Origin of the sequence: Aeromicrobium phragmitis (assembly GCF_003674095.1) — a bacterium.
Lineage (GTDB): Bacteria > Actinomycetota > Actinomycetes > Propionibacteriales > Nocardioidaceae > Aeromicrobium > Aeromicrobium phragmitis.
In genome coordinates this window covers 1-326 of the sequence record NZ_RDBF01000241.1, presented here as the reverse complement: position 1 = coordinate 326, position 326 = coordinate 1, and the positions used below count along the sequence as shown (strand labels likewise).

1 protein-coding gene is annotated in these 326 nt (G+C 67.5%); it reads left to right on the top strand.

Features of this window, described 5'->3' with window-relative positions:
- Positions 1–326, top strand: a 326-nt coding sequence (locus D9V41_RS18120) for an IS3 family transposase (RefSeq protein WP_341770345.1), incomplete at both ends; no start/stop codon positions are given.

Here is a 326-nt window from a genome sequence, read left to right as displayed (position 1 = left end):
CCAATCCGCGACGCGGACGTCCTCCGCGCGTATCGGATCAACGCCCTCCACGACGCGCATGAGGACGACCCGACGTTCGGTTACCGATACCTCGCTGACGAAGCACGCCGCGCAGGGTGGCGGATGAGTCGCCGGACGGCGTGGAAGCTGTGCTCGCAGGCTGGGATCCTCTCCTCCGCGCAACGCTTCCGGCGCGGGAAGGGTAAGAAGGCCGGCCCACCCGTGTTCGACGACCACGTGCAACGCGTCTTCCGGGCCGATGCCCCGAACCGGGTCTGGCTCACCGACATCACCGAGCACCGCACGACGACCGAAGGCAAGCTTTA